The organism is Rhodococcus sp. PD04, from assembly GCF_035918275.1.
GTDB lineage: Bacteria > Actinomycetota > Actinomycetes > Mycobacteriales > Mycobacteriaceae > Rhodococcus > Rhodococcus rhodochrous.
Map to the genome: position 1 here is coordinate 3790718 of NZ_CP142143.1, position 7532 is coordinate 3798249.

At 69.9% G+C, this 7532-nt stretch carries 1 protein-coding gene (cut by a window edge); it reads right to left on the reverse strand.

The genetic code is table 11. The annotated features are described in order from the left end of the window. A protein-coding gene (locus U9J23_RS17355) for a non-ribosomal peptide synthase/polyketide synthase (RefSeq protein ID WP_326599406.1) crosses the window boundary here: on the reverse strand, positions 1-7402 show its 5' end (the start). It extends 22181 nt beyond the left edge of the window; only the first 7402 of its 29583 coding nucleotides appear in the window; the start codon lies at positions 7400-7402; its stop codon lies off the left edge, out of view. Positions 7403-7532 lie beyond the last annotated feature (130 nt).

Genomic DNA, 7532 nt, shown 5'->3' on the forward strand with positions numbered 1-7532 from the left:
CGATCACCGAGGCCAGGTACCGCGGATCGCGGTGACCGTCCGGCACGGCGACCACCAGTCGGGCACCGATCTGCAAGGGCCAGAAGAACTCCCACACCGACACGTCGAAGGTGAACGGGGTCTTCTGCAGCACCACGTCGGCGCCGGTGAGCGGGTATTCGTGCTGCATCCAGCGCAGGCGGTTGACGATCGCGCCGTGCGGCACCGCCACACCCTTCGGGCGCCCGGTGGACCCGGACGTGAAGATGACGTAGGCGGTGTTCGACGCCCGCAGCGGAGACGTCCGCTCGGCGTCGGTGACCGGCCCGGACGCCGTCGCGGACAGGTCGAGGGTGTCGACGAGCAGGCTCGGGACGGACCTCTCCCCCGGTACGCGGAATCCGTCGCGTTCGGTGCTCAGCACCACCACGGGCGCGGCGGTGTCGAGGATGTACCCGTTGCGATCGTCGGGCTGATCCGGATCGATCGGCACGTAGGCACCACCGGCCGTGACGACCGCGTACATACCGACGAGCAGATCCAGCGAGCGGCGCATCGCCAGACCCACCCGCGCGTCGGGACCGACACCGAGCGAGATCAGGTGTCGCGCAAGACGGTTCACGCGCTCCGAGAAATCGCCGTAGGTCAGCGACTCGCCCTCGAACTCTACCGCCCGCGCATCCGGCGACCGCCGGACCTGCTCGGCGAACAGATCCACGAGGGTCGAGGTGTCGTCGAGCGCGCGGTCGGTGTCGTTCCACTGCTCGAGGACCTGCACGCGTTCGGCGTCGTCGAGCAGGTCGACATCACCGATAGCGACGGAGAGATCACCGGTGACCGCATCGAGGAGATGGACGAAGCGCTCGGCGACGCGCTCGACGGTGCGGGTGTCGAACAGATCGGTGGCGTAGGTCAGGCCCACCGAGTACTCGGCGGCACCGGTCGCGGTCGGCGTCTCGACGACGACGAACTGGAGGTCGAACTTGGCGGTCGCGATGTCGAGGTCGACGGCCTCGACGGTCAGCCGCGGAAGTTCGAGCGTGCCGGTCTCGAGGTTCTGGAACGACAACATCACCTGGAACAGCGGGTGACGTGCGGTGGAGCGCTCGGGGTTGAGCACCTCCACGAGTCGTTCGAACGGCAGGTCGGCGTGGCCGAACGCCTCGAGGTCGGCGCCGCGCACCCGGCCGAGCACCTGCTCGAACGACTCGCCGCCCTCGACCCTGGTGCGCAGCACGAGGGTGTTGACGAACATGCCCACCAGGTCGTCGAGCGCCGCGTCGCCACGACCGGCCACCGGGGTGCCGATCGCGATGTCGTCGGTGCCCGACAGACGCGCCAGCAGCACCGCCAGCGCGGCGTGCACCACCATGAACGGGGTCGCGTTGCGTTCGCGGGCGAGCGTGACGATGCGGTCGTGCAGCGTCTCGTCGATGGTGAACTCGTGCAGGGCACCCCGGTTGGTGGCGACGGCGGGGCGCGGGCGGTCGGCCGGCAGGTCGAGCTGCTCGGGCAGACCCTCGAGCGTGTCCCGCCAGAAACCGACCTGCGAGGAGATGACCGACTCCGGATCGTCCTCCGAGCCGAGCACCTCCCGCTGCCAGATCGCGAAGTCGGCGTACTGGACCGGCAGCGGCTCCCATCCCGGCTCGCCGCCGGCGGCGCGGGCCGCGTAGGCCGAGACGATGTCGCGGGTGAGCGGGCCCATCGAGAAGCCGTCGGCGGCGATGTGGTGCACGACCAGCGCGAGCACGTGTTCGGTCGCCGACACCGCGAACAGTTGCGTCCGGAAGGGTGCCTGGGTGGAGACGTCGAAGCCGGACGAGACGAGATCGGTGATGCTCTGCACCAGCTGCGTCTCGGTGACGTCGACCGGCGTGAGGTCGGGTTCGACCTCGGACACCGGCAGCACCTGCTGGTAGCCCACACCGTCGACGTCCGGGTAGATCGTCCGCAGCGACTCGTGCCGGCCGAGCACGTCGACCACCGCGGAGCGCAGCGCCTCGACGTCCAGGGCGCCGGTCAACCGGATCGCCCCGGGGATGTTGTTGACGGCCGATTCCGGTTCGAAGCGGTTGAGGAACCACATCCGCTGCTGCGCGAGCGACAGCGGGACCCGCTCGGGACGTTCCTGTGCGACGAGCGGCGTGCGGCCCTGGGCCTCGCTCTGCTCGACGCGGGCGGCGAGAGCGGCTACGCCGGGCGCCTCGAACAGGACACGAACGGGCACAACGGTTCCCAGTTCGGAACCGAGGCGCGCGACGACCTGCGTCGCGATGAGCGAGTTGCCGCCGAGGGCGAAGAAGTCGTCGTCGAGCCCGACACGGTCGACACCGAGGACGTCGGCGAACACGCCGGCGACGACCTCTTCGACCGGGGTCGTGGGTGCACGGAAGCCGCGAGCCTCGAAGACCGGGTCGGGCAGCGCCTTCCGGTCGACCTTGCCCGAGCTGCCGAGCGGCATCTCGTCGAGGACCACGAACTGCGACGGCACCATGTAGGCCGGGAGCACCGCGCTCAGCGCGGCCTGCGCGGCGTCGCGGTCGAAGGTCGTGTTCGAGGCCGGGACCACGTAGGCGACGAGCTGTTCGTGCCGCACCTGCGCGGCGGCCTGCGACACCCCGGTGTGGTCGAGCAGCGCGGTCTCGATCTCCCCGAGCTCGATACGCAGACCACGGAGCTTGACCTGGAAGTCGGTGCGGCCGAGGTACTCGAGATCGCCGCTGCGGTCGTTGCTCCAGCGCACGAGGTCGCCCGTGCGGTACAGACGTTCACCCTCGCCGAAGGGCGAGGCGACGAAACGCTCGGCGGTCAGATCGGGGCGGCCGACGTAACCGCGCGCCACCTGCACGCCCGCGAGATACAACTCTCCCACGACACCGGCGGGAACCGGCGACAGCCGCGAGTCGAGCACGTAGGCGCGGGTGTTCCACACCGGAGCGCCCATCGCGACGGAACCACCCGTGGTTCCTGCGACCGGGCGGGCGGTGGCGTGCACCGTGGCCTCGGTGGGGCCGTAGAGGTTGTGGAGCTCGGCGTCGCTGATCCGGGAGAACTGCTCGGCCACCGACAGCGGGAAGGCTTCACCTGCGACGAGCACGGTGCGCAGCGACGCGCAGTCGTCGGGCGACACCGACGCGGCGAACACCGCGAGCATCGACGGGACGAAGGAGGTCGCCGTCACCGCGCGCTCGCGGATGACGGTGCCGAGATAGGCGGTGTCGCGGTGACCGTCCGGGACCGCGATCACCATGCGCGCACCGACGGCGAGGGTGCCGAACAGTTCCCACACCGACACGTCGAAGGTGAACGGGGTCTTCTGCAGCACCACGTCGTCGGGGCCGATCCCGTATTCGGTGGTGATCCACCGGATCTGGTTGACGACCGAGGCATGGGTCACGGCCACACCCTTCGGGCGTCCCGTCGAACCGGAGGTGAAGATCGAGTACGCGGTGTTCGACGGCCGCAACGGCGCGACGCGGTCGGCGTCGGTGACCGGCTCGGCCGGTGTCGCGGACAGGTCGAGGCCGTCGATCGCGAGCGACGGCACCGATGCCGTGGCGGGCACGGAGAATCCGTCGCGTTCGGTGGTCAGCACCACCACGGGCGCGGCGGTGTCGAGGATGTAGCCGTTGCGATCGTCGGGCTGATCCGGATCGATGGGCACGTAGGCACCACCGGCCGTGACGACCGCGTACATACCGACGAGCAGATCCAGCGAGCGACGCATCGCCAGACCCACCGACGTCTCCGGCCCGACACCGAGCGAGATCAGGTGTCGTGCAAGACGGTTCACGCGCTCCGAGAACTCGCCGTAGGTCAGCGACTCGCCCTCGAACTCCACCGCGACCGCGTCCGGCGACCGCCGTACCTGCTCGGCGAACAGATCGACGAGGGTCCCGGCGTCGCCGAGTTCGCGCTCGGTGTCGTTCCACGTGGCGAGCACATCGGTGCGCTCGGCATCGTCGAGCAGCACGACATCACCGACCGGGAGTGCGGGTTCGGTCACGACCGCGGTGAGGATCCGGGTCAGGCGCTCGGCGAAGGACTCCATCGTCCGGGCGTCGAACAGATCGGTGGCATAGGTGAGGTCGACGAGATAACCCTCGGCGGTCGCGTCGTCCGAGACGGTGACCTGCAGGTCGAACTTCGCCAGTGCCGCATCGACGTCGAGCGCCGAGACGGTCAGGCCGGGCAGTTCGAGGGAGTCGGCGTCGAGGTTCTGGAACGCGAGGAGCACCTGGAACAGCGGGTGCCGTGCCGTCGACCGTTCGGGGTCGATGATCTCGACGAGCCGCTCGAACGGCAGGTCGGCCTGCCCGAACGCTTCGAGGTCGGCGCCGCGCACCCGGCCGAGCACCTGCTCGAACGACTCGCCGCCCTCGACCCTGGTGCGCAGCACGAGGGTGTTGACGAACATGCCCACCAGGTCGTCGAGCGCCGCGTCGCCACGACCGGCCACCGGAGTGCCGATCGCGATGTCGTCGGTGCCCGACAGACGCGCCAGCAGCACCGCCAGTGCCGCGTGCACGACCATGAACTCGGTGGTGGAGGTGCGCCGGGCGAGATCGCGGACGGCGGAACGGAGTTCGGAGTCCAGGACGAACCGGTGCGAGGCACCGCGGTAGCTCGCGACAGCCGGTCGCGGACGGTCCGCCGGCAGGTCGAGCTGCTCGGGCAGACCCGCGAGGGTCTCCCGCCAGAACGCGACCTGCGAGGAGATGACCGACTCCGGATCGTCCTCCGAGCCGAGCACCTCCCGCTGCCAGATCGCGAAGTCGGCGTACTGCACCGCGAGCGGCTCCCACTGCGGGGCGTCACCCGAGACGCGTGCGGCGTAGGCCGTCACGACGTCGCGGGTCAGCGGACCCATCGAGAAACCGTCGGACGCGATGTGGTGCACGACCAGCACCAGCACGTGCTCGGCCGCGGTCCCGGTCTCGGTGACGGCGAACAGCCGGGCCCGGAAGGGGACCTGCGTCGTCACGTCGAAGCCGGTGCCGACGATCTCGGTGGCCCGGGCGATCAGATCGGACTCGGCCACCGGGACCGGCGTCAGGTCGGGCACCACCTCGTCCACCGGCAGCACCTGCTGGTAGCCCACACCGTCGACGTCCGGGTAGATCGTCCGCAGCGACTCGTGCCGGCCGAGCACGTCGGTCACCGCGGCCTGCAGGGCCGCCGCGTCGAGTGCCCCCGACAGGCGGATCGCCACGGGGATGTTGTTGACTGCCGATTCGGGCTCGAAGCGGTTGAGGAACCACATCCGCTGCTGCGCGAGCGACAACGGCACCAGTTCCGGACGCACCTGCGGGACCAGCGGTGCGCGTCCGTCGCCACCCGAGGCCATGGCGGCGTCGACGAGCGAGGCGAGTTCGGCCGCCGTCGGGGCGTCGAAGAACTCGCGGACGTCGATGCGGACCTTGTGATCGGCGCTGAGCCGCGCGACGACCCGCGTCGCGCTCAGGGAGTTGCCGCCGAGTTCGAAGAAGTCGTCGTCGACACCGAGCTGCTCGATGCCGAGGACCTGCTCGAAAGCGGCGACGACGGCATGCTCGGTAGCCGTCGACGGCGCGCGGTACTCGCGCTGCAGGGAGCTGAAATCCGGTGCGGGCAAGGCCTTCCGGTCGAGCTTGCCGCTGCCGCCGAGCGGGAACTCGTCGAGTTCGACGAACAGCGACGGCACCATGTAGTCGGGCAGGCGCCGGCGCACGGCGTCGGCGAGCTCGGACCGTTCGATGTCGCGGCCGTCGGTGACGAGGTAGGCGACGAGGTGGTCGCCGAGCGCGGGGTCGGAGTGCACGACGACGACCGACTGCCGCACGCCCGGGTGGTCGAGCAACGCCGATTCGATCTCGCCGAGTTCGATGCGCAGACCGCGCAGCTTCACCTGGAAGTCCGTACGGCCGATGTACTCGATCTGCCCGTCCTCGTTCGTCTTCACGAGGTCGCCGGTGCGGTACATGCGGTCGCCGGGCTCGCCGAACGGGTCGGCGACGAAGCGATCGGAGGTCAGATCGGGGCGACGGAGATAGCCGCGCGCGAGCTGGACGCCCGCGAGGTAGAGCTCGCCCTCGACACCGTCCGGGACGGGGCGCAGACCCTCGTCGAGGACGTAGAGGCCGGTGTCGGCCACGGCGGCACCGATCGGCACGACGGTGTCGTCGGCGGAGGTCGCGAAGTAGGTGACGTCGACCGCGGCCTCGGTGGGCCCGTAGAGGTTGTGCAGACGCGCCGAGGAGATCTCGTAGAAGCGGGCGACGGTCTGCGGCGGCAGCGCCTCACCGGACGCGAAGACATAGCGAAGGGTGCTCACCGACGCGGCGGTGGGCTCGGTGAGGTAGACGGCGAGCATCGACGGCACGAAGTGCGCGATCGTCACGCCGCGTTCGATCATCGTCTGCGCGAGGTAGGCAGGGTCGCGGTGCCCGTCGGGCACGGCGATCGTGAGGCGGGCACCCACCTGCAGGGGCCAGAAGAACTCCCAGACCGACACGTCGAAGGTGAACGGTGTCTTCTGCAGCACCACGTCGTCGGCGCGCATCCCGTATTCGGACTGACGCCAGTCGATGTTCGCGACGATCGCCCGGTGCTCGACGGCGACGCCCTTCGGCCGTCCCGTCGAACCCGACGTGAAGATGACGTAGGCGAGATGATCGGCCGTGAGCGCGCCGCGGCGCTCCTCCGGGGCGATCGGCTCGTCGGACATCTCGGACAGGTCGAGGGTGTCGATCGTCAGCGCCGGGACCGAATCGGGAAGATCGACGGCGTCGCGCTCGGTGGTGACGACGGCGACCGGCTCGGCGATCTCGAGGACGTAGGCGAGGCGATCGGCCGGGTGGTCGGGATCGAGCGGCACGTAGGCGCCGCCGGCCTTGACGATCGCGTACATGCCGACCAGCAGGTCGAACGACCGGCGGACGGCGAGACCGACACGTGCGTCCGGTCCCACGCCGAGACCGATGAGGTGACGTGCGAGACGGTTGGCGCGGGCATCGAACTCGCGGTAGGTCAGGGCCTGCCCGTCGAACTCGAGAGCGACCGCATCAGGGGTCCGCGCCACCTGGGCGTCGAAACGCGCCACCAATGTGTCGGGATCGACCGTGGCGGGTGCTGCCGCATCGTCGCCGAGCACCTCGACGGCGTCGGCCAGCAGGGCGTCGACCACCCCCGCGAGGCCCGGAGCACCCAGCAGAGCGGGCGCGATGTTCGACAGGACGACCGGGAACAACGCGTCGAAGCCGAGCGCACCACCCATGGCGGTGTCGAGCGTGGCGATCTCGTCGCGCAGGCGCGCGTAGCCGATACGGGTGTCTCCGTCGGTGAGGGCGACGCGGTCGGGTTCGATCTCCGCGACGGCGGCGAGCAACCGGGGAAGGTCCTCGATCGCCAGCGTCGGCTTGCCCGCCATGTCACCCGTCATCTACGTCAGCCTCCTGAAATAACCTGCGCTCGGCACCACGCTGTGCACGCAACACCGCCCCCCGCTGCCACCCGGCACCGTACTGGCCGGGCAGTCGAACGACAGCCGATCTTCCATTATCCCGAAGTGT